This window comes from Rhodoferax sp. PAMC 29310 (assembly GCF_017948265.1).
In the GTDB taxonomy this organism is placed as follows: Bacteria; Pseudomonadota; Gammaproteobacteria; order Burkholderiales; family Burkholderiaceae_C; genus Rhodoferax.
Window position 1 is genome coordinate 343,789 of the sequence record NZ_CP072852.1, and the last position, 26,914, is coordinate 370,702.

25 protein-coding genes are annotated in these 26,914 nt (G+C 54.0%); 22 read left to right on the forward strand and 3 right to left on the reverse strand.

Annotation, left to right across the window (positions count from 1 at the left end):
• Window positions 1–42 precede the first annotated feature (42 nt).
• A complete protein-coding gene (locus tag J8G15_RS01555) occupies window positions 43–1,296 on the reverse strand; it encodes a D-amino acid dehydrogenase (protein ID WP_210545544.1) in 1,254 nt (417 codons plus the stop codon).
• 52 nt (window positions 1,297–1,348) lie between these two features.
• On the reverse strand, window positions 1,349–2,680 hold the full coding sequence (locus J8G15_RS01560; RefSeq protein WP_210545546.1) for an amidase: 1,332 nt from the start codon (window positions 2,678–2,680) through the stop codon (window positions 1,349–1,351).
• 169 nt (window positions 2,681–2,849) lie between these two features.
• Here J8G15_RS01560 and rpsB point away from each other — a divergent pair, with 169 nt between their 5' ends.
• The 20 genes from rpsB to J8G15_RS01660 all read left to right on the forward strand — a co-directional run bounded on the left by rpsB (window position 2,850) and on the right by J8G15_RS01660 (window position 23,666).
• Window positions 2,850–3,602: a 30S ribosomal protein S2 gene (rpsB, locus tag J8G15_RS01565; RefSeq protein ID WP_210545548.1), complete on the forward strand. Its 753-nt coding sequence runs from the start codon at window positions 2,850–2,852 to the stop codon at window positions 3,600–3,602.
• A gap of 89 nt (window positions 3,603–3,691) precedes the next feature.
• On the forward strand, window positions 3,692–4,612 hold the full coding sequence (gene tsf, locus J8G15_RS01570) for a translation elongation factor Ts (protein WP_210545551.1): 921 nt from the start codon (window positions 3,692–3,694) through the stop codon (window positions 4,610–4,612).
• Between the two features lie 110 nt (window positions 4,613–4,722).
• Complete coding sequence (gene pyrH / locus J8G15_RS01575; RefSeq protein WP_210545553.1) at window positions 4,723–5,445, forward strand: UMP kinase; 723 nt, start codon at window positions 4,723–4,725, stop codon at window positions 5,443–5,445.
• 57 nt (window positions 5,446–5,502) lie between these two features.
• Window positions 5,503–6,063, forward strand: a complete 561-nt coding sequence (gene frr / locus J8G15_RS01580) for a ribosome recycling factor (protein ID WP_210545555.1) — start codon at window positions 5,503–5,505, stop codon at window positions 6,061–6,063.
• An 89-nt stretch (window positions 6,064–6,152) separates the two neighbouring features.
• A complete protein-coding gene (gene uppS / locus J8G15_RS01585) occupies window positions 6,153–6,875 on the forward strand; it encodes a polyprenyl diphosphate synthase (RefSeq protein WP_210545560.1) in 723 nt (240 codons plus the stop codon).
• 9 nt (window positions 6,876–6,884) lie between these two features.
• Window positions 6,885–7,730 carry a phosphatidate cytidylyltransferase gene (locus J8G15_RS01590; protein ID WP_210545562.1) on the forward strand — a complete coding sequence of 282 codons (846 nt, stop codon included), beginning with the start codon at window positions 6,885–6,887 and terminating at the stop codon, window positions 7,728–7,730.
• Between the two features lie 8 nt (window positions 7,731–7,738).
• The gene (gene ispC / locus J8G15_RS01595; protein ID WP_210545564.1) at window positions 7,739–8,950 is read left to right on the forward strand and encodes a 1-deoxy-D-xylulose-5-phosphate reductoisomerase; all 1,212 of its coding nucleotides are present in this window, start codon (window positions 7,739–7,741) and stop codon (window positions 8,948–8,950) included.
• Window positions 8,951–8,968: 18 nt separating this feature from the next.
• Window positions 8,969–10,333 carry an RIP metalloprotease RseP gene (gene rseP, locus J8G15_RS01600; protein WP_210547416.1) on the forward strand — a complete coding sequence of 455 codons (1,365 nt, stop codon included), beginning with the start codon at window positions 8,969–8,971 and terminating at the stop codon, window positions 10,331–10,333.
• Between the two features lie 46 nt (window positions 10,334–10,379).
• Entirely contained in the window at window positions 10,380–12,671 is a 2,292-nt protein-coding gene (bamA, locus tag J8G15_RS01605; RefSeq protein ID WP_210545565.1) for an outer membrane protein assembly factor BamA, read from the forward strand.
• Window positions 12,672–12,682: 11 nt separating this feature from the next.
• Entirely contained in the window at window positions 12,683–13,189 is a 507-nt protein-coding gene (locus J8G15_RS01610) for an OmpH family outer membrane protein (protein ID WP_240538527.1), read from the forward strand.
• 22 nt (window positions 13,190–13,211) lie between these two features.
• A complete protein-coding gene (lpxD, locus tag J8G15_RS01615) occupies window positions 13,212–14,207 on the forward strand; it encodes a UDP-3-O-(3-hydroxymyristoyl)glucosamine N-acyltransferase (RefSeq protein ID WP_210547417.1) in 996 nt (331 codons plus the stop codon).
• Complete coding sequence (fabZ, locus tag J8G15_RS01620; protein WP_210545569.1) at window positions 14,204–14,644, forward strand: 3-hydroxyacyl-ACP dehydratase FabZ; 441 nt, start codon at window positions 14,204–14,206, stop codon at window positions 14,642–14,644. The genes lpxD and fabZ overlap by 4 nt, the downstream gene beginning before the upstream one ends.
• A gap of 10 nt (window positions 14,645–14,654) precedes the next feature.
• Entirely contained in the window at window positions 14,655–15,449 is a 795-nt protein-coding gene (lpxA, locus tag J8G15_RS01625) for an acyl-ACP--UDP-N-acetylglucosamine O-acyltransferase (protein WP_210545571.1), read from the forward strand.
• Window positions 15,450–15,530: 81 nt separating this feature from the next.
• A complete protein-coding gene (gene lpxB / locus J8G15_RS01630; RefSeq protein WP_240538409.1) occupies window positions 15,531–16,664 on the forward strand; it encodes a lipid-A-disaccharide synthase in 1,134 nt (377 codons plus the stop codon).
• Window positions 16,636–17,268: a ribonuclease HII gene (rnhB, locus tag J8G15_RS01635; protein ID WP_210545575.1), complete on the forward strand. Its 633-nt coding sequence runs from the start codon at window positions 16,636–16,638 to the stop codon at window positions 17,266–17,268. The genes lpxB and rnhB overlap by 29 nt, the downstream gene beginning before the upstream one ends.
• Entirely contained in the window at window positions 17,265–18,056 is a 792-nt protein-coding gene (locus tag J8G15_RS01640) for an RNA methyltransferase (protein ID WP_210545577.1), read from the forward strand. The genes rnhB and J8G15_RS01640 overlap by 4 nt, the downstream gene beginning before the upstream one ends.
• Window positions 18,057–18,207: 151 nt before the next feature.
• Window positions 18,208–19,410 (forward strand): glutamine-hydrolyzing carbamoyl-phosphate synthase small subunit, encoded by a 1,203-nt coding sequence (gene carA / locus J8G15_RS01645; protein WP_210545579.1) that lies wholly within the window; start codon window positions 18,208–18,210, stop codon window positions 19,408–19,410.
• Window positions 19,403–22,654: a carbamoyl-phosphate synthase large subunit gene (gene carB, locus J8G15_RS01650; protein WP_210545581.1), complete on the forward strand. Its 3,252-nt coding sequence runs from the start codon at window positions 19,403–19,405 to the stop codon at window positions 22,652–22,654. Before carA ends, carB begins: the two co-directional genes overlap by 8 nt.
• A 104-nt stretch (window positions 22,655–22,758) precedes the next feature.
• Entirely contained in the window at window positions 22,759–23,235 is a 477-nt protein-coding gene (gene greA / locus J8G15_RS01655) for a transcription elongation factor GreA (RefSeq protein ID WP_210545584.1), read from the forward strand.
• A gap of 11 nt (window positions 23,236–23,246) precedes the next feature.
• Window positions 23,247–23,666 carry a DUF4149 domain-containing protein gene (locus tag J8G15_RS01660; protein ID WP_370627469.1) on the forward strand — a complete coding sequence of 140 codons (420 nt, stop codon included), beginning with the start codon at window positions 23,247–23,249 and terminating at the stop codon, window positions 23,664–23,666.
• Here J8G15_RS01660 and J8G15_RS01665 read toward each other — a convergent pair.
• On the reverse strand, window positions 23,657–24,130 hold the full coding sequence (locus tag J8G15_RS01665; RefSeq protein ID WP_210547418.1) for a YhbY family RNA-binding protein: 474 nt from the start codon (window positions 24,128–24,130) through the stop codon (window positions 23,657–23,659). The genes J8G15_RS01660 and J8G15_RS01665 overlap by 10 nt on opposite strands.
• 28 nt (window positions 24,131–24,158) lie before the next feature.
• On the opposite strand from J8G15_RS01665, the gene J8G15_RS01670 reads away from it, so the two are divergent.
• The gene (locus J8G15_RS01670) at window positions 24,159–24,833 is read left to right on the forward strand and encodes an RlmE family RNA methyltransferase (RefSeq protein WP_210545587.1); all 675 of its coding nucleotides are present in this window, start codon (window positions 24,159–24,161) and stop codon (window positions 24,831–24,833) included.
• Between the two features lie 118 nt (window positions 24,834–24,951).
• Complete coding sequence (ftsH, locus tag J8G15_RS01675) at window positions 24,952–26,871, forward strand: ATP-dependent zinc metalloprotease FtsH (RefSeq protein WP_210545589.1); 1,920 nt, start codon at window positions 24,952–24,954, stop codon at window positions 26,869–26,871.
• Window positions 26,872–26,914 lie beyond the last annotated feature (43 nt).

Sequence of the window (26,914 nt, forward strand, 5' to 3'; positions counted from 1 at the left end):
ACCCTTGATTGTGTCAACCAAGGGCGTGCATGGCGGGATAGATCACTCATTGAGTCGAACGAAGCTAAAGCCGCTGATATCAATGTCTGGTGGTTGCCCGCCAATTATGTCAGCCACGGCTCTGGCCGATCCACAACTCAGCGTCCACCCACTGGCGCCGTGACCAAGATTTAACCAAAGTCCCGTTTGGCCACTGGGACCGAGCACGGGCGGGCCATCGGGCAGCATGGGGCGGGCACCTTTCCACTCCTGCACGCCGCTGGATAAATTTGCGGCGCCCGGAAACCAGTCGTGCAGTACTTTGTATAGTGTTTGCAGGGAGCCAGGGTGCTTTTTCCCGAGTGGACCCCCGATTTCAGCGTTTCCAGCCACTCGGACCCGGTTGCCCAAGCGAGAAATGGCGACCTTATAGTGTTCGTCCATCACCGCGCTTTGAGGCGCATTGAGTGATTCGAGAATACTGGCACTTACCGAGTAACCGCTCACGGCCATCATGGGGATATTGAGGTTTAAGGGGGCGAGCAAACGAGCCGAGTCAAGCCCCGCACAAATAACTGCAGCGTCAAATTGATGCTGCACAGGATCGCCGGCCAATCCAATCCGAACACCCGGCCCGGGGGTGACTTGGGTCACGGCGGTGTTGAAGTTGAACTTGACGCCCAATCGCTGTGCTTCGTTCTTGAGCAGCAAAGCAAATTGACGGCAGTTGCCCACCTCATCGTTGGGCAAATGAATGGAGCCAAACAACGGGGTGTCCGAGTTGAGAGCGCCCTCAATCGATTGGGTTTCCTTGGGGCTGAGTTCTTTGAAGACGATGCCAGCGTCTCGCAAGACCTGCAAGCTGGGTTGAATCAGCTTGCTGTCTTGCTCGGTGCGAAGCAAGACCAACTGTCCGTCGCTTCGGTCGTACTCCAATTGAAGGTCCCCTGTGATGTGATGCAGTCGTTGCTGGCTGTAAATGGCCAGCCGCTGCATTTGTGCCCGGTTCGTTAGGTAGGTCTCCAGCTTGCAGGCTTTAAACCATTGCCAGAGCCAGCCCAGTTCGCTCATGGAAAGGGGCAAGCCCAGTCGAACCGGCGCATGACGGCTGAACAACTGTTTAATGACCGTCAGCGGCATGCCCGGCGCTGCCCAGGGTGTCACATACCCAGTTGCCACCAAGCCGGCCGTAGCAAAGCTGGCTTCCTCTGCAGCCGCTCCCCGTCGCTCCAGCACGACGACCTCATGGCCGTCATTTGCCAGCTCATACGCTGTGGTGACGCCGATGATGCCCGCGCCAATAACTGCAATCTTCATGAATACCCTATGCCGAATTGATTCTTAGCCCCCGATTTACATACGGAGTTAGCTATAGTTTTTGTAGTGTTTTTTCGACTTGCAATGCGACATTGAGCACGACGTCATCGCGCATTGCGCCAGCCCAGACCATCAAGCCTACCGGCAATTCGCCCAAAGTGTGACAGGGGAGCGATATGGCACAACCATCCAGCATGTTGATCGCGCTCGGATTTCGCAGTAGCAGACTGTTGAGATGAAAAAACGCATTGTCGCGTGCTTCGCCGGGCGCAACCTCGGCCAGCAGCGGCGCAACGATGGGGACGGTGGGAGACAGAACAGCGTCGAAGCCTGTCATCGCTGAGCTCATTCGCTCGATCCAGGCTGCCCTGGCATGCTGGAGGTCTAAATAATCGCACGCCGACATGACAGCACCGCGTTGGATGCGGGCGGCCACGCGAGGATCGTAGTGGTCGGCGTGTTTCTCCAGCAGATGGCGGTGCCATTGGTAACTTTCGGCGGCTGGCAATCCGCCGTTGGCTTGCAACGATGTTAGTTCACTCAGTTCATTGAGTTGAATCATCTGGATGGACGCGCCAGCCTCACGAAGGTGCTGCAAGGTGCGCTCAAAGGCGCGAGCAACGGTGGTGTCCATCCCATCCTGCATCAGATGATTGGCGACGGCCAGCCGATAACTGGCCAGTGGCGCAGGACTGCGAATGACGCGGCGATGCGCCAGAATTTCGTGTGCCAACACGGCGTCACGCACTGACCTAGTCAGCGCGCAAATCGTGTCCAAAGAGGGGGCGAGTGGAACGGCCCCGGTCGTTGGCACCAATCGGGCTGTATTCTTGAATCCAACGATGCCATTTAGCGCGGCTGGAATCCGAATGGACCCACCGGTGTCCGATCCCAAGCCAATGAACGCAGCGCCAGTTGCCACTGAAACCGCAGCACCCGAAGAGGAGCCGCCGGGAACGCGGGGGAATGCAGTGGAGGCGACATTGGCCGGGGTGCCAAAGTGAGGGTTGATTCCTACGCCGGAGAACGCAAACTCAGACATATTGGTCCGGCCTAAAAGGGCTGCCCCAGCCCGTCGCAATCTCGACACGGCGGCGCTGTCTTGCCTGGCGACTGGCGCATCTTTCAGAGCCAACGACCCAGCGTGGGTGTTTTGCCCTTTGACATCAAACATGTCTTTGATTGACACGGCCAGTCCGGCCAGAGGAGTGTTGGCGACACCGGGTGTGCTGGCGGCTTCTCTGGCTTGATGCCAAGTCGGCGTCAAGAAAGCCCGTTCGCAGCAAGCTGAGGACGCAATGTCGATCGCTTCCTGAATCTCAGCTTCGGGGCTGGATTGGCCAGCTAATAGTCGTTGGCGTGTTTCGGTGAGATCTGGGCGCATGTGTCAGTGCCGGGGTGCTACAATCGTTGGGTTTTGCTGGGTGGCCTGATGGCTATCTAGTAAACAAACTAGCAAACCAGTTTTATCAAGGTGTTGCACGTTTTTGGGAATTTTGATACCCAGGCGGCAATAACAAGCTGGATTTTAGACCTAACCTTTGGAGTTATTTATGTCAGTAACCATGCGCGAAATGCTGGAAGCCGGTGTCCACTTTGGTCACCAAACTCGTTTCTGGAATCCCAAGATGGCCCCGTTCATCTTCGGTCATCGCAACAAAATTCACATCATCAACCTGGAAAAATCACTGCCGATGTTCCAGGAGGCTGCCAAGTTTGTTCGTCAGTTGTCCGCCAAGCGTGGCACGGTGTTGATGGTCGGTACGAAGCGTCAGGCTCGTGAAACCGTGGCACTCGAGGCACAGCGCGCAGGTGTCCCTTTCGTGGATCAGCGTTGGTTGGGTGGTATGTTGACCAACTTCAAAACGGTCAAGACTTCGATCAAGCGCCTGAAAGACATGAAGATCCAGCAAGAAGCTGGTCTGGATGCCATGAGCAAAAAAGAACAATTGATGTTTGCTCGTGAATTGGCGAAGTTGGAGCGCGACATCGGTGGTATTCAAGATATGGCTGTGTTGCCAGATGCAATCTTCGTGATCGACGTCGGTTTCCACAAAATTGCCATTGCTGAAGCGAAGAAGCTGGGCATTCCATTGATCGCAGTGGTTGATACCAACCACTCGCCTGAAGGCATTGATTACGTCATTCCCGGTAATGATGACTCGTCCAAGGCTGTGATTTTGTACGCACGCGGTATCGCTGATGCGATCATCGAAGGCCGTGCAAACGCCACTGATGACGTCGTCAAGGCTGTGGCGGCTGAAGGTGCTGACGAGTTCGTCGAGGTGGACGAAGCTGCTGCTTAAGCTGTTTGGACCCCAAAAAAGGGGGGCATTCATGCCCCCCTTTTTTTTAATCAAATTTAAATTAACTGAATCAAGTACGGAGAATCAAAATGGCTGCAATTACCGCAAGCATGGTTGCTGAACTACGTGGAAAAACCGACGCACCAATGATGGAGTGCAAGCGTGCTTTGACTGAAGCTGAGGGCGATATGGCCAAAGCTGAAGAGTTGTTGCGCGTCAAACTGGGTAGCAAAGCTGGCAAGGCAGCCGGCCGTATCACTGCTGAAGGCGTTGTCACCAGCTATATCGATGCTGGTGTTGGCGCATTGTTGGAAGTAAATTGCGAAACTGACTTCGTCACCAAAAATGACAGTTTCTTGGCCCTCGCCAATGCCGCTGCTGAGCTGATTGCCAGGCAGAACCCTGATGACATGGATGCATTGGGTGCCTTGGCCTACACGCAGGATGGCTTTGGCCCGACCCTGGAAGATGTGCGGAAAGGTTTGATCGGGAAAATTGGCGAAAACATGAGCTTTCGCCGCTTCAAGCGTTTCGGAGATGGCAGCAAATTGGCTTCCTATCTGCATGGCACCCGAATTGGCGTCGTCGTTGAGTTTGACGGTGATGAGACTGCCGCCAAGGATGTCGCCATGCACGTGGCAGCCATGAAACCGGTCGCCTTGTCTAGTGCTGATGTTCCCGCTGATTTGGTCGCCAAAGAGCGCTCAGTTGCTGCTGCAAAAGCAGCAGAAGACGCGTCCGTTGCAGTGGCCGCTGGCAAGCCCGTCCAGTCGGATGAGATTGTTGCGAAGCGAATTGAAGGTGGCGTTCAAAAGTATTTGAAAGAAGTCTCGCTGTTCAATCAGTCTTTCGTGAAAAACGACAAGCAAACCGTCGAGCAAATGCTCAACGCGGCCGGCACCACTGTCAAATCATTCACTTTGTATGTGGTTGGTGAGGGCATTGAGAAGAAAGTGGACGATTTCGCTGCCGAAGTCGCCGCTCAAATTGCTGCTGCCAAACAAGCCTAACTTCAGTTAGCGTGCGGAAGGATTCTTCCGCTTTCACCGGGCTCAATATCGAATTGGGTTGAGTCCGGCAAGTCCTCATTTCACCAAGCTAATCGATCAAGGAACTCATCATGTCAATCGCCAAACCAGCCTACAAGCGCATTTTGCTAAAGCTGTCCGGCGAGGCGCTGATGGGTGACGATCAATTTGGTATCAATCGAGACACGATTGTCCGAATTGTCAACGAAGTAGCCGATGTCACGCGACTCGGTGTTGAAGTGGCGGTGGTGATTGGTGGGGGGAATATCTTTAGAGGTGTCGCTGGTGGATCCGTCGGCATGGACCGGGCAACGGCCGACTACATGGGCATGCTGGCCACGGTCATGAATGCTCTCGCACTTGGCGATGCCATGATCAAGGCAGGATTGACCGCTAGGGTAATGTCCGCCATCGCGATCGACCAAGTCGTTGAGCCATACGTTCGCCCCAAAGCCTTGCAGTACCTTGAAGAGGGGAAGGTCGTCATCTTCGCCGCCGGAACCGGTAATCCATTTTTTACGACCGACACTGCAGCCGCATTGCGTGGCGCTGAGGTTGGTGCCCAAATTGTTTTGAAAGCGACCAAAGTGGATGGCGTTTATACGGCAGATCCCAAGTTGGATCCGCAGGCTACACGCTACAGCAAGATTTCCTTCGACGAAGCGATTTCTCAAAACTTGGGGATTATGGATGCCACCGCATTTGCCTTGTGCAGAGATCAAAAATTGCCGGTCAAGGTGTTTTCTATTTTTAAGCACGGGGCTTTGGCTCGGGTCGTCATGGGTGAGGATGAGGGCACTCTGGTTTACGCTTGACCATGTCAAAATTGCCTGTTTTAGTTGCACAATTGATAAGTTGAGTGAGGAGAAAATATGCCAATCGCAGAGATAAAAATTACCGTTGAAACCAAGATGGATCAATCCATCGCAGCATTCAAGAACAACCTGACAAAGATTCGCACTGGGCGGGCCAATCCAGCCTTGTTGGATACTGTTCAGGTTGACTATTACGGTTCATTGGTGCCAATCAGCCAGGTTGCTAACGTGTCCTTGTTGGACTCTCGGACAGTCAGTGTTCAGCCTTGGGAAAAAGGAATGGGCGTCAAGATTGAGAAAGCTATCCGCGAAAGTGACTTGGGTCTAAATCCTTCGTCGATGGGAGACCTGATTAGGGTTCCAATGCCGGCCATGTCTGAAGAGCGCCGCAAAGAGTTGACGAAGTTGGTTCGCAATGAAGGCGAGAACGCAAAAATTGCTGTTCGAAACTTGCGCCGTGACGCCAACGATGCTGTCAAGAAAGCAGTCAAAGACAAGCTTGCGTCAGAAGACGATCAAAAGCGCTCTGAGTCGGACATTCAAAAGGTCACAGACCGACACATTATTGAAATCGACCATTTGGTCGCCTCCAAAGAGCAGGACATTATGGCGGTCTAGGCTAAAAGATGTGTCTTCTAGCTTAGATCTCGGACAGTCCGGGTAGGGTTCGTTGGGCACATTGTTTTAGTTTTTGATTGCATCGGCTCATGAGTCAAACTCCAAATCATATTGCCATCGTCATGGACGGCAATGGGCGCTGGGCGTCCAAGCGTTTTTTGCCGCGAATTGCCGGCCACAAACAAGGTGTTGACTCGCTTAGACGGTGTGTCAAAGCTTGTGCCGACCGAGGTGTAGCAATACTGACTGTTTTTGCATTTTCATCGGAAAACTGGAATCGGCCGATCGAAGAGGTCTCGGGTTTGATGGATCTATTCGCGATGGCTTTGACTCGAGAAGTGCCAAATTTGAAAGCGGATGGTGTACAGATTCATTTTATCGGTGAGCGCAAGGCCTTGTCGCCCAAAGTTCTAGCAGGCATTGGGCTTGCTGAATTTGATACGGCCAAAAACTCTCGCTTGATTCTCAATATTTGTTTCAACTACGGGGGGCGTTGGGATATCGCTCAAGCCGCCGCCAAACTGGCAGCACAAGGGCAGGCGATTACCGAGTCATCGCTTAATTCCGCAATGGCATTGGCCCACGTCCCAGATCCGGATCTCGTGATTCGAACGGGATCCGAACAACGTATCAGCAATTTTCTGCTTTGGCAGTCTGCTTATTCGGAATTTATCTTCAGCGACAAACTTTGGCCAGAGTTTGATGAAAATGCACTCGACGATGCGATTGCTGAATTCTCGGGTCGAGAGCGACGATTTGGTCAAACCTCGGGACAATTGCTGGCAAAGAAACCGTCCACGGTCCCTAACTGAGAACCCAGAATGCTAAAGCAACGCGTTATTACCGCACTGGTGCTTTTGGCGCTCCTTATTCCTACCTTCTTGGTAGATGATCCCCGCTATTTTTGCGCGATCGCAATGGTGTTTATCGCTGCTGGGGCTTGGGAGTGGGGAATGTTGAATGGATATAGCCAGAGCGTCTCACTCGGTGTTGCTGGTGCTTTGCTACTTGTATGCTCCCTGCTTTGGTGGCTCGGCGCTTTAAATCAGCGACTTCCGTCGCTATGGATTTTGGCTGGCGGCAGTTGGGTTTTGTTTGGGGCGTTTTTACTGAGAGGCGGCGTGCAGGCCTGGGGCCGCTACCCACAGGCAATGCGTTTGGCTGGCGGTGGATTTGCACTTTGCGTGGCTTGGTTGGCAGTTGCACAGGCTCGAGTCATTGGGATCAATTATTTGCTGTCCATACTTGTTCTAGTCTGGGTTGCCGATATTTTTGCGTACTTTGCCGGAAAGGCTCTTGGTAGAAGTCTATTTAAGAACAAGCTCGCACCAAGCATTAGTCCCGGAAAAAGCTGGGAGGGTGCGTTGGGTGGAATGGTCGGTGTGGTTGTGTTGGCCTTCGCGTGGCGTTGGGCTGATACGCACTGGAACGTGTCCGTGCTAAGTATGTTCAGTCACTTGGGCAACAAGAGTGGATTGTTGTTGTTGATCGCATCAGTATTTATGGCGACTATGAGCGTCGCTGGTGACCTAATCGAGTCATTGGTTAAAAGAAGTGCTGGAGCAAAAGACAGTAGCGGGTTGCTCCCTGGCCATGGCGGGGTCCTGGACAGAGTGGATGCGTTGCTTCCCACATTGCCGCTGGCCATGATGCTTTACTCTTTGTGAAGGTCGGGATGAGTGATTTTTTCGGTTCGGTCAAACAACGTGTCACGATCCTGGGGTCAACCGGCTCGATAGGCGTCAGTACTCTGACGGTCATTGCAGCCCATCCCGAGCGCTTTGAAGTGTTTGCCTTGACGGCTGCGACGCAGACAGAGACATTGCTTCAACAATGCGTTCAGTTTCGCCCCAAGTTCGCCGTCATGGCCAGCGAAGCTCATGGTCGCGATCTGGAGCGAAAATGCAAAGGACTCAATCTTTCCACCCGAGTGTTGTGTGGGCCGCAAGCCATCACGGAGGTTGCCTCACACGAATTGGTGGATACGGTTATGGCCGCCATTGTTGGTGCGGCCGGGCTTGCCTCTTGTTTGGGCGCTGCGCGGGCCGGAAAGCGCTTGTTGCTGGCCAACAAAGAGGCGTTGGTGGTGGGTGGGGATTTCTTCATGGATGCGGTCAAAACAGGTGGCGCCAAATTGCTGCCAATTGACAGTGAGCATTCAGCTATTTTCCAGTCACTTCCAGACGATGAACGGACGTGGGCCAGTCAAATTGATAAGCTTATTTTGACTGCATCGGGTGGGCCGTTTCGACAGCGAGACCCCGTTAGCTTGCGGGATGTGACCCCCGATCAGGCCTGTGCGCACCCCAACTGGGTTATGGGGCGGAAGATATCCGTCGACTCAGCGACCATGATGAACAAGGCCTTGGAGGTGATCGAGGCGCATTACTTGTTTGGGGTCAGGTCAGAGCAGATTGAAGTAATTATTCATCCTCAGAGTGTGATTCACTCTATGGTGCAGTACAAAGACAACTCGGTTGTGGCCCAGTTGGGTACACCAGACATGAAAGTTCCGATTGCTCTCGGTTTGTCCTGGCCCGATCGAATCTCGTCTGGCGCCAGTGCGCTTGACTTCAGAGCGATGTCTAACCTGACCTTTGAATCTGTCGATTCCAATGGTCATGATCGTCGCTTTCCGGGCCTGGCATTGGCCTGGGCAGTTTTGGAGAGTGCCCCAGGATCGACTTCAGTTTTGAACGCTGCCAACGAAATTGCAGTCGCTTCGTTTTTGGCTGGCGAGATTCGTTTCGACCAAATTCATGTTGTCAATGTAGAAACACTGGAGTCGGTGAGCCCCGCAACTCCGCATTCCTTGGACGACCTGCTTGCACTTGATCAATCTTCACGGTTGGCCGCTCGTACAGTTGTGAACCGTTTGGCTCGATAGAACAGGTCCGCCGAATAAATCATGTTGACCGCATTGGCCTTTGTCGTCGCTATCGCCTTGTTGATTGCCGTGCACGAGTACGGCCACTATCGCATGGCAGTGGCGGTTGGGGTGCGAGTGATTCGATTCTCCATTGGGTTTGGGCCGCAGTTACTGCGTTGGCAGCCCAACGGTTCGCCGACCGAGTTTGTCGTGTGCATGCTTCCTCTGGGGGGCTATGTCAAGATGCTCGACGAAAGAGAAGCGCCAGTAGCCCCAGAGTTGCAGCATATGGCGTTCAATAGGCAGCCTTTGAAGTCAAAGGTAGCCATTGTGGCCGCGGGACCCGCTGCAAATCTATTGCTTGCGGTATTCCTGTATGCAGTCGTCAACTGGAATGGTGTGCAATATCCGGCGGCCGTCTTGGCCAGTCCCGCGCCCGAATCAATGGCAGCACAGTCTGGAATTGAAGGGGGCGAGCGGGTGTTGCGGGCTGCATTGGCGCAAGATGCACTGAGCGACATTGGGTCCTTTGAAGATGTGCGATGGTTTTTGACCCGTGGGGCATTGGATGGGCTGGATGTGCGACTGGAGCTCTCAAATTTGCCATCGGGGCCGAATAGGGAAGTTTTGTTGAGATTGAGCGAGTTGGATTCACCCGAGGCGAGCGCTCAACTGTTCCAATCCATTGGAGTATCTGGTCCCTATACCCGACCTGTTCTAGGTGAAATTCTGCCTGATGGTGCGGCAAACCGTGCCGGCCTGCGGGAAGGCGATCTCGTACGCCGGGTTGGTGATGTGCCAATTGTGGATGGCCAACAGCTGCGGCAAATGATTCGAAAATCTGGATCAACTGGTATTGTTGATCCAAAAACTTGGTCTGTGGAGAGGCGGGGGGCTTTGTTGCAGATTGTCGTTCGGCCCGAAGTTAGGCAAGAGGGCGCACTCCATGTGGGAAAAATTGGAGCGTTTGTTGGGTCCCCTCCTGAGCTCGTCACTGTCGAATATGGGGCGATTGATGGGCTATGGCATGGCGTTCTACGGACATGGGATGTCTCTGCGCTGACTTTGAAAATGATCGGGCGAATGTTGGTGGGCGAGGCGTCGTTGAAGAATTTGAGCGGACCCTTGACCATTGCCGAATATGCTGGCAAGTCTGCCGGAATTGGATTGACTCAGTACCTGCTTTTCTTGGCGCTCATCAGTGTGAGCTTGGGTGTTTTGAATCTGCTGCCCCTACCTGTTTTGGATGGGGGGCACCTGATGTATTATCTTTGGGAGTCGATCGTGGGCGTCCCTGTGTCTGATGTTTGGATGGAGCGCTTGCAGCGGGGTGGCATTGCTGTCCTACTAATCATGATGTCGATTGCTTTTTTTAACGACATCTCCCGCCTATTTGGCTAAATGTCTGTGCCCTTCACGGGTAGCGGCTTGATTTCTCACTATCAAAATGACAATTAATAGCTTTCGTTTGCGCTCTGTCGCTGCAGTCGTTTCAATGGCGTTTGCGGCAACCACTGCCTGGGCCGTTAACCCATTCACAGTGCGTGACATTCGGATTGAGGGTCTTCAACGGGTGGAGCCTGGAACCATTTTTGTCTCCATTCCTGTCCGCGTGGGCGATGTATATGACGACGAAAAGGGGTCCTCCGCCATTCGTGCTTTGTTTGGCTTGGGTTTGTTCAAGGACGTTCGGATCGAGGTCAATGGCGACGTTCTGGTAATTGTGGTGGAGGAGCGCCCCACCGTATCCGAAGTTGATTTCGTTGGCACGAAAGAGTTCGATAAAGACGTTCTAAAAAAAGCGCTTCGCGATGTAGGGCTGTCAGACGGACGTCCCTTTGACAAAGCACAGCTGGATCGCGCAGAGCAGGAATTGAAGCGGCAGTACATCAACCGGAGCTTGTATGCGGCCGAAGTGGTCACCACGGTCACGCCTATTGAGCGCAATCGGGTCAATTTGACGTTCTCTGTGATTGAGGGTGAACCCGCCAAGATCAGCGAGATCCGAATCATTGGTAATACTGTTTTTAGCGAGTCGACACTGCGGAACTTGTTCGACTTGGATACAGGCGGATGGTTGAGTTGGTACACAAAATCGAACCGGTATTCACGCAGCAAGCTGAACGCGGATATCGAGACACTTCGCTCTTACTATTTGACCCGCGGTTACCTTGAGTTCAAAGTGGACTCAACACAGGTTGCGATTCTCCCCAATAAACAGGATATCGCGATTGCGATCAACGTGACTGAAGGTGAACGGTTTGTTGTGAGCGGGGTGACGCTGGAGGGGAACTTCCTTGGCAAGGATGATGAGTTCAAGTCCTTGGTGACCATTCGTCCAGGTGAAGCCTACAACGCTGACCAGGTGGCAGAAACGACCAAGGCCATCACGGACTATTTTGGTAATTTTGGCTATGCCTTTGCCCGAGTCGAAGCCCGCCCCGAAATTGATCGCACGACAAATAGGGTAGCTTTGGTGTTGCAGGCAGAGCCATCGCGACGGGCTTACGTGAGAAAAATTAACGTTGTCGGCAATAACCGTACCCGCGATGTCGTGGTACGCCGCGAGTTCCGTCAATTTGAGGCCTCCTGGTATGACGGAGACAAGATTAAACTTTCTCGTGATCGCGTAGACCGGCTGGGCTACTTTACCGAGGTGGGAATCGAGACTCAACAGGTGCCAGGCTCACCAGATCAGGTGGATTTGACGTTGAATGTGGTCGAAAAGCCGACCGGAAGTATTAGCCTTGGAGCCGGTTTTTCAAGCGGTGACGGATTGGGCTTGTCGTTTGGTTTGAAGCAGGACAATGCGTTTGGATCAGGAAACTCTTTGGGTATTCAAGTTAACACCAGCAAGGTGAACCGGGCAATCGTCTTCAACACAACCGACCCCTACTTCACGCAAGACGGCGTATCCCGCACGATCGATGTATATCACCGGACCAACAGCCCTTACCAGGATCAGAGCTACTATCAGTTGGTGACTTCGGGGGGGAGCGTGAGATTTGGCGTGCCGTTTACGGAGACGGACACGGTGTATTTTGGTGGGGGCGTGGAGAAGACAACAATCGTTGCCGGTACGGCCTTGCCAACGTCCTACCTGAATTACGCGGAGCAGTTCGGGTACAGCACCACGGCAGTTCCGCTGACGATCGGTTGGTCGAGGGATCGTCGAGACAGTGCTTTGGCGCCTAATTCTGGTCGATACCAGCGTGCCAATGCTGAGTGGTCAGTCGCTGGCGATGCTCGCTATGTCAAGGCCACCTATCAGTTCCAACAGTACGTGCCTTTGAACAAGCAGTTCACAGCGGCATTCAACGCGGAGTTTGGATGGGGTCAAGGGATCGGAGACCGATCTCTCCCTGTCTACAAGAATTTCTTCGGCGGCGGGTTGGGATCGGTTCGAGGCTTTGAGCAGGGCAGTCTGGGTCCACGTGACAGCAGTGGCGTTGTTATAGGTGGGAACCGGAGGGTCAACCTCAATGCCGAGTTGCTGACGCCCTTCCCGGGCGCTGGCAACGACCGTACTTTGAGAATGTACGGCTTCATTGATGTCGGTGGCGTGTCTGGGTCCGATGGCGTCAATGTCAATGCCAACGATTTGAGAGCCTCAGCTGGTGTTGGCGTAAGTTGGATTTCGCCAGTCGGACCGTTGCGCCTTGCCTTTGCGACGCCAATCCGGAAATTCGAAGGCGATAAAATACAGACTGTTCAATTTCAGATTGGAACCACTTTTTAATGTCCAAAATTATGAAAAAATTCCTTGTTGGAGTTTGTGTCGGTGGGATATTTCTGTCGGCGAGCGCGATTGCACAGGAGTTTCGCGTCGGTTTTGTCAGCACGGATCGAATCTTCAAAGAGGCGGGTACAGCCAAAGCCGCGCAGGCCAAGCTTGAGCAGGAGTTTTCCAAGCGGGAGAAAGAGCTTGTAGACCAAGGCGCATCTTTGAAGTCCATGGTTGACAAATTGGAGCGAGAGGCTCCAACGCTTTCTGAGATCCAGCGAGCTTCACGTCAGAGACAACTGGTTGATCTGGATCGCGAGTTTCAGCGCAAGCGCCGTGAATTCCAGGAGGACCTCAATGCGCGAAAAAATGAAGAATTACAGCAAGTTCTTGAGCGTGCCAATAAAGTGGTGAAGCAATTGGCTGAAGCGGAGAAGTACGACCTGATTCTTCAAGAAGCGGTCTATGTCAATCCGAAACACGATATCACCGACAAAGTGTTAAAGATTCTGAACGCGGCCGTCACCAAATAGTGGCGTTCGGGGTGTGAACGATGTGTCTTTAAGCCTTGGCTCTATCGTCGCCGCTTTGGGCGGTGAGTTATATGGTGACCCTGAACTAGGGGTGCAGGGGTTGGCACCGCTGGAAACCGCAAATCACAATGAACTGAGTTTCCTTAGCCATCCCAAGTACCAATCGCAATTGTTGAAGAGTCGGGCTGGATGTGTGATTGTGGCGCCCGCGATGATGGCGGTGGCGAGAACACGTGGTGCTTGCATTGTGATTGAGCAGCCCTACCTTTACTTTGCCAAAGCAACACAACTCTGGAAACGCTCCTTGGCGCACGCGGAAAAGCCGCGGGTCCATCCAAGTGCCATCATTGACCCTCTCGCGAATGTTCACGAGACCGCCCGGATTGGCGCTTTTTGCGTTGTGGAGCAGGGTGCTCAAATTGGCGCGAATACTGAGTTGAAAGATCGAGTGACCGTTGGCGAGAATTGCATTATTGGCGAGCGCTGCCTGCTTCATAGCGGCGTTGTCATTGGCGCTGACGGGTTTGGATTTGCGCCAAATGACGGGGTATGGGAAAAGATCGAACAATTGGGCGCTGTGCGGATCGGAAACGATGTTGAAATTGGCGCTAATACTTGTATTGACCGCGGCGCATTGAGCGATACGGTGATTGGCGACGGTGTCAAACTGGATAACCTCATTCAAATTGGCCACAACGTACGGGTGGGAAATCACACCGCGATGGCTGGTTGCGTTGGTGTAGCGGGTAGCGCCACGATTGGTGCTCATTGCACCATCGGGGGCGGAGCGATTGTGCTGGGTCATTTGTCACTGGCGGACGGCGTCAATATTTCAGCCGCAACAACGGTGACCCGGTCCATCGCAAAGGCCGGTCATTACACCGGCATGTTCCCGTTTGACGACAACGCAGTCTGGGAAAAAAATGCCGCAGCGCTCAAGCAATTGAACCGCTTGCGGGACCGGATTCGCGCATTGGAAAAAACAATAATCGAACTGAAAGTACAGGATTCAAAATGATGGATATTCACAAGATTCTCAAGCAGCTGCCCCATCGCTACCCATTTTTGTTGGTCGATCGGGTCCTCGAAATTGAAAAAGGAAAAACCATCAAGGCGTTGAAAAACGTGACGATCAACGAGCCTTTTTTTGAAGGTCATTTCCCCCATCGTCCGGTGATGCCGGGTGTATTGATGCTCGAGGCACTGGCGCAAGCCGCGGCATTGCTCGCGTTTGACGCCCTGGGAAGCTCGCCGACGGATGACATGGTTTACTACTTTGCTGGTATCGACGGTGCCCGCTTCAAGCGTCCAGTTGAGCCAGGTGATCAACTGATTCTTGAGGTTGAATTGCTGCGCATGAAGGCTGGAATCTTCAAGTTTAAAGGCCGAGCTCTGGTGGCTGGTGAGTTGGCTGTCGAAGCTGAACTGACCTGCGCAATGCGCTCCATTGCCTAAGGTTGTTGCTGTGAGTGCAATTCATCCCACCGCCGTCGTTGATCGAGGCGCAGAGCTTGATAGCACTGTGTCGGTTGGACCTTATTCGGTGATTGGACCCAATGTAAAGGTGGGGGCTGGTACGACGATTGGCCCACACAGCGTGATTGAAGGGCACACTACCATCGGTCAAGACAATCGGATTTTCCAGTTCACCTCCTTGGGTGCGATCCCTCAGGACAAGAAATATGCTGGCGAGCCCTGCGAGTTGATCATTGGGGACCGAAACGTCATTCGCGAGTTTTGCACCTTCAACATTGGCTCACCGGGCGACACTGGTATCACTCGGGTGGGCAATGATAATTGGTTGATGGCCTATGTGCATTTGGCACACGACTGCGTCGTCGGCAATCACACGATTTTTGCGAATAACTCCCAATTGGCCGGGCACGTTCATGTCGATGACTGGGCGATCCTCGGTGGATTCACGGTTGTGCACCAGTTTGTTCGCATCGGCGCTCACAGTATGACGGCGATGTGCACGCTGTTGTTTGCAGATTTGCCGCCGTTCGTGATGTGTCAGGGCCAACCCGCCTCGGCTCGCTCCATGAATTACGAGGGGTTGCGGCGTCGCGGGTTTTCTGCGGAACGGGTCCAGGCCGTGAAAGCCATGCACAAAGCCTTGTATCGAGACGAATTAACGTTGGTTGCAGCCCAAGATCGCATTGCCAACTTGAGCCAATCAACACCTGAAGCTGAGCCCGATATTCGCATGATGCTCTCCTTTTTGGAGCAAGTTGCGCCCCAGCGTGGCATCGTTCGCTAGACATTGGCTATGTTGACCGAACGGGTCTCGCGGCTAAGCTCCGCCTCGGCGACGTCCGAATCAAACCCTCTCAACGTCGCAATGGTCGCTGGCGAGGCATCGGGTGATTTGCTAGCTGGCTTGTTGCTGGATGGTATGCAAGCCAAATGGCCTGATTTGGCCGCTTCCGGAATTGGCGGCTCTCATATGCGGACGCGAGGGTTTGCCGCGTGGTGGTCCAGTGACAAACTGGCCGTTCAGGGCTATAGCTGGGAGGTGTTGCGGCGCTACCGCGAGATTGTTGGCATTCGCACTGAGCTGAAGACTCGACTATTGAAAGATCCGCCATCGATCTTTATCGGCGTTGACGCGCCAGATTTCAATCTTGATCTGGAAGCGGACTTGAAAGCCGCGGGCGTCAAGACCGTGCATTTCGTGTCACCTTCCGTTTGGGCGTGGCGTCCTGAGCGGGTGGAAAAAATCAGGCGTAGTGTAGACCACGTCTTGTGCATCTTTCCGTTCGAGCCAGCGTTGCTGGCGCAACATGGAATTCAGTCCACCTATGTTGGGCACCCATTGGCGAACGTGATTCCGATGGTGCCTGATCGAACCAAAGCGCGCGCGGCCCTTGGCTTGGCTGGTAACGACCAGGTTGTTGCGATTCTTCCGGGCAGTCGGAAGTCAGAAATCAAGCATCTGGCAGGACGCTTCTTTAAGGCCGCAGCCCTTTTGAAACAAGCGCATCCCGCTATTAAATTCATAGTTCCCGCGGTGCCGGCGTTGAAGGTTCAAATTGAACAGGCGGCGCGAGCCAGTGGAATGGCAGATCATTTGCAGATCCTTGAAGGCCAGTCACACACGGCCCTTGCGGCTTGCGATGCCACATTGATTGCCAGCGGTACGGCCACGCTGGAAGCGGCGTTGTTCAAGCGACCCATGGTAATTGCGTATCACATGAGCTGGCTGTCGTGGCAAATCATGCGGCGCAAGCGATTGCAGCCGTGGGTCGGTCTGCCGAATATTCTTTGCCAGCGATTTGTCGTGCCGGAGTTGTTGCAGGATGCCGCCACACCAGACGCTTTGGCGCGCGCGACCCTGTCCTGGCTTGAAGATGGATCTGAAAGTGCTGAGAAAATCAGGCTATTGGAAGAATCATTCACCGCGCTGCATCAAGAACTGCAGCGCGATACCTCTGAACTAGCTGCCCATGCCATCGAACAAGTCCTCAAAGGTTGAAAAAGCCGTAACCCGCCAGTCAGCCCTGTTGTGGGATTTTCCCGGTTTAGTAGCGGGGGTTGACGAAGCCGGGCGGGGACCCTTGGCTGGCCCAGTGGTGGCCGCAGCAGTGATTTTGGATGACCAGAATCCGATTGCCGGGCTCGCCGACTCCAAGAAGCTGACCGCTGCGCGTCGTGAATGGCTGTTTGATGAGATTCGCTCCAAAGCGCTGTGTTGCTCCATTGCCGAAGCCACTGTGGAGGAGATTGAGCAGCTCAACATTTTGCAAGCAACGATGTTGGCCATGCGACGAGCCGTAGAAGGGTTGCGGCTCAAGCCCAATAAAGTTTTGGTTGACGGAAATCGCTTGCCGGTGCTCAGCATGATGGCCGAGGCCATCGTGCAAGGGGATGCACTCGTGCCTTCAATCTCGGCGGCGTCTATTCTGGCCAAGGTGCATCGGGACCGCTGGTGTGCCCAGATCGACTTGACCTACCCGCAGTATGGATTTTCCAAACACAAGGGTTATGGCACGGCCCAACACTTGGCGGCGTTGCAGGCACACGGAGCCTGCCCGCAACACCGCAAGACATTTCGGCCGGTGGCGGAGGTGATGCGATGACCATATCACCTGTTCAGTTCCTGACCTCTCGTGACAACGCTTTGCTGAAAGACTTGCGGCGCTTGGCGGTTGAGACCACGGCCTACCGCAAGCAGGGGCGCTATTGGGTAGAGGGAGATCACTTGTGTCGCGCGGCCTTGGCACGAGGTGTTCGGCCGGCGGTGGCCGTATTTTCAGAGTCATTTTGGCCCTTGGCCCCCGTCCAATATGCGCAAGATGCTATAAAAATAGTAGTAATTTCTGATGTGCTGTTTCACGAAATTAGCGGCCTGGAATCTCCATCTAGTGTCGGATTTGTTCTCGATATGCCGCTGCCGCAGAGCCTGCAGCCGAACGAAGCCACCGTCATTCTTGATCGTGTCCAGGATGCAGGCAATGTCGGGTCGATTCTGAGAAGCGCATCGGCATTCGGATTCAAGCAAGTGGTGGCCTTGAAAGGCACCGCCTCATTGTGGAGCCCCAAAGTCTTGCGAGCAGGCATGGGAGCTCATTGGGGTTTGCATCTGACGGAAGGTGCTGTACTGGATGACTTGAAAAAATTGCTTGTGCCTGTGGTGGTGACCAGCTCCCATCGGGGGACGTTTCTGCATGAGGGGCTGCGGACCAACAGCCTTCCCATGCCCTGCGCCTGGGCCTTGGGTCATGAAGGGCAGGGCGTCAGTGCCGAGTTGGAGGCGATGGCCTCGTTGCATGTTCGCATCGCACAGCCTGGCGGCGAGGAGTCGCTGAACGTGGCCGCCGCTGCCGCCATTTGCCTTCAAGCCAGCGCCAGTTCGGCTTTGATCTGAGTCGAATTAGGGATTGCCCTCGGCTATAATGAGAGGCTATCCCGCACCCGCGTACGCCTAGAGCAATCCAAGCCCAATTCCCTTAGACAGAAATTTCAAGAGCGAACTCTTGAGGTGCTTGGGCGTACCCGTAACCATACCGGAGAACCCAGTGCTTTTGTCTCTTCAGGGAAACTTTCCCCCCGCCATACTGGCGCTCGCAGACGGCACGGTCTATATTGGTCATTCCATCGGAGCCACTGGCTCCACCGTCGGCGAGGTGGTGTTCAACACCTCCATGTCCGGCTACCAGGAAATCCTCACAGACCCGAGCTATTGCCAGCAACTCGTCACCCTCACGTACCCCCATATTGGCAACTACGGTGTCAATGAAGACGATGTCGAAGCCGAAAAAATGCATGCCGCAGGGCTGATCATCAAGGATCTGCCTTTGGTGGCTTCTAACTTTCGCAAGTCGATGACTCTGAATGAGTACCTCGTGCGGGAGTCGACGGTGGCCATCGCCAATATTGATACACGCCAGTTAACGCGCCAATTGCGCACGCAAGGCGCGCAAAACGGATGCATTGTTGGCCTGGCTGTCGGCGAAACGGTGACGCAAGCTGTGATCGATGCGGCTATTGCTTCAGCCAAGGCGGCGCCCAGCATGGCGGGCCTTGACTTGGCCAAAGAGGTCACCATCAAGGCCGCGTGTGAGTGGACTCAAACAGAGTGGCAGCTTTTTCACCCGCAGCTAGCGGGTAAGCCAGGCTATGGCGAACTGACGGATGCCAAGTTCCACGTGGTTGCGTATGATTTTGGCGTGAAGAAGAACATTCTTCGCATGTTGGCACAGCGCGGTTGCCAGGTGACTGTGGTGCCCGCCCAGACGCCAGCAGCCGAGGTGCTGAAGTTGTCGCCTGATGGCATCTTTTTGAGCAATGGCCCGGGAGATCCCCAGCCCTGTGATTACGCCATTGAGGCCGCGGCCGAGTTGATTGAATCCGGTATTCCGACTTTCGGTATTTGCCTGGGTCACCAAATCATGGCCTTGGCCAGCGGTGCAAAGACCTTCAAAATGAAGTTTGGTCACCACGGCGCCAATCACCCAGTTAAAGATATGGACACCGGTCGCGTCAGTATCACCAGCCAAAATCATGGGTTTGCGGTGGATGAGAAGACTTTGCCGGCCAACCTGCGCGCTACCCATGTCAGCTTGTTTGACGGCACGTTGCAGGGTTTGGCTTGGACCGACAAGCCTGCGTTCTGCTTTCAGGGACACCCCGAAGCATCGCCAGGACCCAACGATATCGCCTATTTGTTTGACCGCTTCACGTCGTTGATGGAGAAGGCCCAGGAGAAGAAGAATGCCTAAACGTACCGACCTAAAAAGCGTCCTGATTATTGGCGCCGGCCCTATCATCATCGGCCAAGCTTGTGAGTTTGACTACTCCGGTGTGCAAGCCTGCAAGGCGTTGCGCGAAGAGGGTTACAAAGTCATTCTGATCAACAGCAATCCTGCCACGATCATGACCGACCCGGCTACGGCCGATGTGACTTATATCGAGCCCATTACCTGGCAGACGGTCGAAAAGATCATCATCAAGGAACGTCCTGACGCCATTTTGCCAACCATGGGCGGGCAGACCGCGCTGAATTGCGCGCTGGATTTGTGGCACCACGGTGTACTGGAGAAGTACAACGTGGAGTTGATTGGTGCCAGCCCTGAAGCGATTGACAAGGCGGAAGATCGCCTGAAGTTCAAAGATGCGATGACCAAAATCGGTTTGGGTTCCGCCCGCTCCGGCATTGCGCATTCCATGGACGAGGCCTGGACTGTGCAAAAGACGCTGGGTTTTCCTACCGTCATTCGGCCCAGTTTCACACTGGGCGGAACGGGCGGCGGTATTGCCTACAACTCGGAAGAGTTTGAGATCATTTGCAAGCGCGGTCTGGAGGCCTCCCCCACCAATGAGCTGCTGATTGAGGAATCGTTGCTGGGTTGGAAAGAGTACGAGATGGAAGTGGTTCGCGACAAGGCGGACAACTGCATCATCGTTTGCTCGATAGAAAACTTGGACCCCATGGGTGTGCACACCGGCGACTCCATCACGGTGGCACCCGCCCAGACGCTGACCGACAAGGAATACCAAATTCTGCGCAACGCCTCACTGGCCGTGCTGCGCGAAATTGGTGTTGATACGGGGGGCTCCAACGTGCAGTTCTCCATCAACCCGGTGGACGGTCGCATGGTCGTGATCGAGATGAATCCCCGTGTGTCGCGCTCTTCGGCGCTGGCGTCCAAGGCAACCGGGTTCCCGATTGCCAAAGTGGCTGCCAAGCTGGCGGTGGGTTATACACTGGATGAGTTGCGAAACGACATCACCGGTGGCGCCACGCCGGCCAGTTTTGAGCCAAGCATTGACTATGTGGTAACGAAGATCCCCCGTTTCGCGTTTGAGAAGTTTCCGGCGGCTGACAGCCGATTGACGACGCAAATGAAGTCGGTCGGCGAAGTCATGGCCATGGGGCGCACGTTTCAGGAGTCGTTCCAGAAAGCGCTGCGCGGGCTCGAGGTCGGCGTGGACGGCATGAACGAAAAGACGCAAGACCGCGAGTTGCTGGAGCGGGAGTTGGGTCAACCCGGCCCAGACCGAATCTGGTACGTGGGCGACGCATTTGCCGCCGGCTGGAGTGTTGACGAAGTCTTTGCCCTGACCAAGATCGACCCTTGGTTCTTGGTTCAAATTGAGCAGATCGTCAAAATTGAGTTGGAGTTAGAAACCACCACGCTCGATGCCATCGATGCGCCCACATTGCGTGCATTGAAGCAAAAAGGGTTTTCAGACCGCCGTTTGGCCAAGCAACTGAAGACGAGCGACACGGCGATTCGCGAGAAGCGCCGCGCTCTGGGCGTGCGTCCTGTCTACAAGCGTGTGGATACTTGCGCCGCTGAGTTCGCAAGTAACACGGCGTACATGTATTCGACCTATGAAGCCGAGGGCAGTGAGTGCGAAGCTGCGCCAACAGACAAGAAGAAGATTATGGTTTTGGGCGGTGGCCCCAACCGTATCGGACAAGGTATTGAATTTGATTATTGCTGTGTGCACGCCGCTTTGGCCCTGCGCGAAGATGGCTACGAGACCATCATGGTCAACTGCAACCCTGAGACCGTCTCCACCGACTATGACACCTCAGACCGCTTGTATTTTGAGCCGCTGACGCTGGAAGATGTGCTTGAAATCGTCGATAAAGAAAAGCCGTTTGGCGTGATCGTTCAATATGGCGGCCAAACCCCGTTGAAATTGGCGCTGGACCTGGAAGCCAATGGCGTACCGATCATTGGCACCTCGCCTGACATGATTGATGCGGCCGAAGACCGCGAGCGTTTTCAGAAACTGCTGCATGAGTTGAAGTTGCTTCAGCCGCCAAATGCCACAGCCCGTACTGAGCCTGAAGCGCTTGAAAAGGCAGCTGCGTTGGGTTACCCATTGGTTGTTCGCCCAAGTTACGTGCTGGGCGGTCGTGCCATGGAAGTGGTGCATGAACAGCGTGATTTGGAGCGCTATATGCGCGAGGCCGTGAAGGTCAGCCATGACTCGCCGGTACTCTTGGATCGTTTTTTGAACGACGCCATTGAATGTGATGTGGATTGCCTGCGCGATGGCGGCTCCGAAGGAGTTGAGGGCCGCACCTTTATCGGTGGGGTGATGGAGCACATTGAGCAAGCTGGCGTGCACAGCGGAGATTCCGCGTGTTCGCTGCCACCATATAGCCTGAGCGTCGAAACCATTGCCGAGATCAAACGTCAAACCGCTGCCATGGCCAAGGCCTTGAATGTGGTTGGATTGATGAACGTGCAATTCGCGATTCAAAGCATTGAGGGCAAGGACGTTATTTACGTGCTGGAAGTCAATCCCCGCGCGTCACGCACGGTGCCATTTGTGTCCAAAGCGACGGGCATTCCCCTTGCCAAAGTGGCCGCGCGCTGCATGGTGGGTCAGTCCCTGGTTTCTCAAGGCATCACCAAAGAGGTGACACCTCCGTATTTCAGTGTGAAAGAAGCAGTGTTCCCATTTGTGAAGTTTCCAGGTGTTGACACCATTCTTGGGCCAGAAATGAAGTCCACGGGTGAAGTCATGGGCGTGGGGAAAACCTTTGGCGAAGCCTTTGTAAAATCGCAAATGGGGGCAGGCACCAAGCTGCCACGTTCTGGACTGGTATTTATCTCGGTTAAGAACAACGACAAGGTCAGCGCCATTGAAGTCGCTCGCTCATTGGTGGCGATGGGCTTTACCCTGGTCGCTACCAAAGGCACAGCGGCAGCAATCAATGCGGCTGGCATCGAATGCCAAGTAGTCAATAAGGTAGCTGAAGGCCGCCCCAACATCGTTGATATGATCAAGAATAATGAAATTGCCTTGGTGATCACGACCGTGGAAGAACGTCGCAATGCTATCGCTGACTCCGGTTACATCCGCACATCTGCGCTGCTGGCCCGTGTCACAACCTTTACCACGATAGCGGGCGCTGAAGCTGCCGTTGAAGGGATGAAGCACATGGATCACCTCGATGTGATCTCGGTGCAGGAGATGCACGCACAGCTGGTAGGCGCTTGATCGGCCTTTGACAATCGCGGCATAATGGACGCCTGATGAAACCGCCGAACGGCAACGCTCGGCGGTTTCCTTTTGTATCTTCCAAAATTACAACGGAGCAGTTTGTGGCTACCCTACCTATCACCAAGCGCGGCGCTGTGTTGCTGAAAGCAGAGTTGCATAAGCTCAAAACAGTGGATCGCCCGTGGGTCATCAATGCCATCGCCGAGGCACGGGCGCAAGGTGATTTGAGTGAAAACGCCGAATATGAGGTCGCCAAAGACCGACAAGGGTTTATTGAAGGCCGAATCCAGGAAGTTGAGGGCAAACTTTCGGCCTGCCAAATCATTGATCCGGTAGAGCTTCACGCTGAAGGTCGTGTGGTGTTCGGCGCGACTGTGCGACTTCAGGACGAGGAGTCGGGCAAAGAAGTCACTTATCAAATAGTGGGCGAAGACGAAGCGGACATTAAATTGGGCTTGATTAACATCGGTAGCCCAATTGCACGTGCCCTGATTGGGAAGTCAGAGGGGGACACGGCAGACGTCCAGGCACCTGGTGGCGTTCGTCACTATGAGGTGGTGGCCGTCAGCTACGTCTAGTGAAAGCCCAATTGCCCATCTGGATCGCTGCCTTATGGTGGGGGAGCTTAACAACGATAGGGTTCGGCGTTGTGCCCATGCTTTTTGTTCATCTGCCATCGCCGGCGATCGCTGGCAATATGGCGGCCAAGCTGTTTTCGGCTCAAACTTGGGTCGCCATGGTTTGCGGCTTGCTGTTGCTTACCTATTCGCAAGCGAATGGTGCCTCGCCTCTTTCTGAGCGTGCGCGGGGCGCTATGATTTTTGTGGTAAGCGGAATGATGCTGGCGCTCTTGTCAGAATTTGCTGTTGCGCCAAAAATCGTGGCGCGGGAGAATTTGGCGGTTTGGCACGGTGTGGGCACGTTGATGTATTTAGGCCAGTGGGCCTGCTCAGCCATCAGCTTCTGGAAGCTGATGGGACCCGCTAATGATGCCAGTCGTCAGGTTTGACTGCGTTTCTTGATGCTGACCTGCTTGGGCTTGATGCGCTTGACTTTCCCGCCGGCTGTCAGGCGTTGATTGCCAAGAACGCGAAGGGTTTTCACTTCAGGGCGCTGGCCAGCTTGTTTGCTGTACTTGAGAACCTTGATGTCGCGTGGACCAGGCATGCGGTTTTCGTCGACGATTTTTTCACGCACAGGCATAGGGCGCCAAAGCACTAATAGTTTGCCGATGTGCTGAATCGGAGCGGCGTTGAGTTCGTCGGTTAATGTTTGAAACATCGCCTCACGGGCAGCGCGATCATCCGAGAAAACCCGGATCTTGATCAGTCCATGAGCGTTTAAAGCCGCATCGGCTTCTTTTTTGACGGCATCAGTGAGGCCGTCACCACCAACCATCACTACGGGGTCCAGGTGATGTGCATCTGAGCGATGTTCTTTGCGTTGGGCAGGGGTCAGTTGAATTTGAGACATACCCATATTATCGGTTACGAAGGTGAAAATGAAATCTAGTACAAAAAGCAGCAAAGTCAATCGGGCTTGGCTGAATGACCATGTCAATGACACCTATGTGAAGTTGGCCAAGCTGGAAGGGTATCGTGCTCGGGCAGCCTACAAGCTGAAGGAGATTGATGAAACCCTTGGCTTGATCAAGCCCGGCCATTTGGTGGTTGACTTAGGCTCGACGCCGGGGGCCTGGAGTCAGTATATTCGTCGAAAAATGTCGCCAAAAACAGCCACCGGTGGCGGGGCGGCAGTGGGGGCGCTGAACGGGACGATTATTGCGCTTGATATGCTCCCAATGGACCCTGTTGAAGGCGTCATCTTCATTAAAGGAGATTTTCGAGAGATCGAGGTGTTGGAACGACTGACACTGGAGATGAAATCCCGAATGGCTGATGTCGTCGTATCTGACATGGCGCCAAACCTGTCGGGTATCTCCAGTGCGGACACTGCGCGAATTGAACATCTCGTGGAATTGGCACTGGATTTTTGCCAAAACTATTTGAAACCACAGGGGGCACTGGTTGCCAAAGTGTTCCATGGAGCAGGCTACGACACCTTGGTAAAACGATTTCGCGAAACCTTCGTGGTAGTCAAGGCAATGAAGCCCAAGGCCTCACGGGACAAGTCTTCTGAGACGTTTTTGGTGGGTATTGGTCTGAAGTCGCAGTGAAGTCCATACGCGAGCTATGGCTGAAAAGTCTGAATTTACCGCTTGACCGACTTGAAACGCCTAAAATAGAACCCAGTTATGTCTAGTCTTCTTTTTTGTGTCCATATTGGAGCCTCGCTTGAATAATCAGTGGTTCTCGAAAATTGCCGTATGGCTTGTGATTGCTTTTGCGCTGTTTACCGTTTTTAAACAGTTTGATACGCGAGGAACGACTGGTGCCGGCAGCATCGGTTATTCCGACTTCTTGGAGGAAGTCCGCAATAACCGCATTAAGAGCGCCGTCATTCAGGAGGGCCAAGGCGGTACCGAAATCGTCGCTTTGACCAGTGATGACCGCAAGGTCCGTACCACTGCGACGTATTTGGACCGTGGTTTGGTGGGCGATCTGATCGCCAATGATGTGAAGTTTGATGTCCGCCCCCGTGAAGAGGGCTCGCTCCTGATGACCTTGTTGGTCAGCTGGGGACCCATGTTGCTGCTGATTGGCGTGTGGGTTTACTTCATGCGGCAGATGCAAGGCGGAGGCAAAGGCGGCGCTTTTAGCTTTGGCAAGAGCAAAGCGCGCATGATGGACGAAAACACCAATCAAGTCACTTTTGCTGACGTGGCCGGGTGTGATGAAGCCAAGGAAGAGGTTAAGGAAGTGGTCGACTTCCTGAAAGATCCCGCCAAATTCCAAAAGCTTGGGGGACGCATTCCTCGCGGATTGTTGTTAGTCGGTCCTCCCGGCACGGGAAAAACCTTGCTTGCCAAGGGTATTGCTGGCGAAGCCAAGGTGCCATTCTTCTCTATTTCAGGTTCTGATTTTGTCGAGATGTTTGTCGGTGTGGGCGCAGCCCGCGTTCGTGACATGTTCGAGAATGCCAAGAAAAATGCGCCTTGCATCATTTTTATCGACGAGATTGATGCGGTTGGGCGTCAACGGGGTGCTGGTTTGGGCGGCGGCAACGATGAGCGTGAGCAGACCTTGAATCAGATGTTGGTCGAGATGGATGGATTTGAGACCAATGTCGGCGTGATCGTCGTGGCCGCAACCAATCGACCTGACATACTGGATGCAGCCTTGTTGCGCCCAGGTCGTTTTGACCGTCAGGTTTACGTGACGCTTCCCGATATTCGGGGTCGTGAGCAAATTCTGAATGTGCACATGCGCAAGGTGCCTTTGGGTCAAGACGTGAACCCGGCGGTCATCGCTCGCGGGACACCCGGCATGTCGGGCGCTGATTTGGCCAACCTTTGCAATGAGGCCGCTTTGATGGCAGCACGTCGCAATGCTCGCACGGTAGAGATGCAGGATTTTGAGCGCGCCAAAGACAAAATTCTGATGGGGCCAGAGCGCAAGAGCATGGTTATGCCTGAAAGCGAGCGCAAGAACACGGCGTACCACGAGTCCGGGCACGCATTGATTGGCAAGTTGCTTGACAAATGTGACCCGGTCCACAAGGTCACCATCATTCCTCGGGGTCGGGCATTGGGTGTCACGATGAGTTTGCCCGCCCAAGATCGTTACAGCTACGACAGCGAATACATGTTGCATCAAATCAGCATGCTGTTTGGTGGTCGTATTGCGGAAGAGGTGTTTATGAATCAGATGACCACCGGCGCAAGCAACGACTTCGAACGCGCCACACATATCGCTCGCGATATGGTGACCCGCTATGGCATGACGGATGCCCTTGGTCCTATGGTTTATGCAGAGAATGAGGGCGAGGTGTTTTTGGGACGTTCGGTTACCAAAACCACCAATATGAGCGAGCAGACCATGCAGACGGTCGACGCTGAAGTACGTCGCATCATTGATCAACAGTACACCGTGGCGCGCAAGCTCATTGAAGACAACAAAGACAAGATGCACGCTATGGCGAAGGCCTTGCTGGAGTGGGAGACCATTGACAGCGACCAGTTGGACGACATCATGGCTGGTCGTGATCCGCGGCCACCCAAAGACTGGACGCCGCGCACGCCTCCCTCTGGGGACGATAGTGGCAGTGATGGTGCTCCGGCTGTGAAAACGGATGTTGTGCCGACTGCTGCCTGAAGTTAGCAGTGAATTATTAAAACGGGGCTTTGGCCCCGTTTTG

Coding starts and splice junctions, on each gene's coding strand:
- tsf (WP_210545551.1), top strand. CDS start 3,692: ATGGCTGCAATTACCGCAAGCATGGTTGCTGAACTACGTGGAAAAACC.
- bamA (WP_210545565.1), top strand. CDS start 10,380: ATGACAATTAATAGCTTTCGTTTGCGCTCTGTCGCTGCAGTCGTTTCA.
- ispC (WP_210545564.1), top strand. CDS start 7,739: ATGAGTGATTTTTTCGGTTCGGTCAAACAACGTGTCACGATCCTGGGG.
- J8G15_RS01640 (WP_210545577.1), top strand. CDS start 17,265: ATGACCATATCACCTGTTCAGTTCCTGACCTCTCGTGACAACGCTTTG.
- lpxB (WP_240538409.1), top strand. CDS start 15,531: ATGGTCGCTGGCGAGGCATCGGGTGATTTGCTAGCTGGCTTGTTGCTG.
- J8G15_RS01610 (WP_240538527.1), top strand. CDS start 12,683: ATGAAAAAATTCCTTGTTGGAGTTTGTGTCGGTGGGATATTTCTGTCG.
- J8G15_RS01670 (WP_210545587.1), top strand. CDS start 24,159: ATGAAATCTAGTACAAAAAGCAGCAAAGTCAATCGGGCTTGGCTGAAT.
- J8G15_RS01590 (WP_210545562.1), top strand. CDS start 6,885: ATGCTAAAGCAACGCGTTATTACCGCACTGGTGCTTTTGGCGCTCCTT.
- rpsB (WP_210545548.1), top strand. CDS start 2,850: ATGTCAGTAACCATGCGCGAAATGCTGGAAGCCGGTGTCCACTTTGGT.
- carB (WP_210545581.1), top strand. CDS start 19,403: ATGCCTAAACGTACCGACCTAAAAAGCGTCCTGATTATTGGCGCCGGC.
- J8G15_RS01555 (WP_210545544.1), bottom strand. CDS start 1,296: ATGAAGATTGCAGTTATTGGCGCGGGCATCATCGGCGTCACCACAGCG.
- J8G15_RS01665 (WP_210547418.1), bottom strand. CDS start 24,130: ATGTCTCAAATTCAACTGACCCCTGCCCAACGCAAAGAACATCGCTCA.
- fabZ (WP_210545569.1), top strand. CDS start 14,204: ATGATGGATATTCACAAGATTCTCAAGCAGCTGCCCCATCGCTACCCA.
- frr (WP_210545555.1), top strand. CDS start 5,503: ATGCCAATCGCAGAGATAAAAATTACCGTTGAAACCAAGATGGATCAA.
- pyrH (WP_210545553.1), top strand. CDS start 4,723: ATGTCAATCGCCAAACCAGCCTACAAGCGCATTTTGCTAAAGCTGTCC.
- J8G15_RS01560 (WP_210545546.1), bottom strand. CDS start 2,680: ATGCGCCCAGATCTCACCGAAACACGCCAACGACTATTAGCTGGCCAA.
- uppS (WP_210545560.1), top strand. CDS start 6,153: ATGAGTCAAACTCCAAATCATATTGCCATCGTCATGGACGGCAATGGG.
- rnhB (WP_210545575.1), top strand. CDS start 16,636: ATGCCATCGAACAAGTCCTCAAAGGTTGAAAAAGCCGTAACCCGCCAG.